This is a genomic window from Mesorhizobium sp. M7A.F.Ca.CA.004.06.1.1 (assembly GCF_003999135.1).
Classification (GTDB): domain Bacteria; phylum Pseudomonadota; class Alphaproteobacteria; order Rhizobiales; family Rhizobiaceae; genus Mesorhizobium.
The window spans coordinates 1-689 of sequence record NZ_RZPQ01001340.1 but is presented as its reverse complement, the minus strand read 5'-3'; the positions used below and the strand labels follow the sequence as shown (position 1 = coordinate 689).

General features: G+C 63.6%; 1 pseudogene. It reads right to left on the bottom strand.

The features are described 5' to 3' along the window. Positions 1-689 (bottom strand): annotated as a pseudogene (gatB, locus tag EN906_RS36195) (Asp-tRNA(Asn)/Glu-tRNA(Gln) amidotransferase GatCAB subunit B); the annotation flags it as partial.

Genomic DNA, 689 nt, shown 5'->3' with positions numbered 1-689 from the left:
GGCCTGGCCGATGAAGCGGATCGAGTTGACGTTCTTGATCTCGCAGCGCGTGCCGAACTCGCCGCCCGGCCTGCGCACCGAAACGTTGACGTCGGCGCGCATCGAACCTTCGTCCATGTTGCCGTCGCAGGTGCCGAGATAGCGCACGATGGTGCGCAGCTTGGTGACATAAGCCTTGGCCTCGTCGGCCGAGCGCATGTCCGGCTTGGAGACGATCTCCATCAGCGCCACGCCGGAGCGGTTGAGATCGACATAGGACATGGTCGCATGCTGGTCGTGCATCGACTTGCCGGCATCCTGCTCCAGATGCAGCCGCTCGATGCCGACCTCGATGTCCTCGAATTCGCCCTGGCGGTCCGGGCCGACCGAAACGATCACCGTGCCTTCGCCGACGATCGGCTGCTTGAACTGCGAGATCTGGTAGCCCTGCGGCAGGTCGGGATAAAAGTAGTTCTTCCGATCGAAGACCGACTTGTGGTTGATCTGCGCCTTCAGCCCCAGGCCGGTGCGGATCGCCTGCTTGACGCATTCCTCGTTGATGACCGGCAGCATGCCCGGCATCGCCGCATCGACCAGGCTGACATTGGCGTTGGGCGGCGCGCCGAAGGCCGTCGAGGCGCCCGAAAACAGCTTTGCTTCCGACGTGACCTGCGCATGGACCTCGAGGCCGATGATGATCTCCCAGTCGC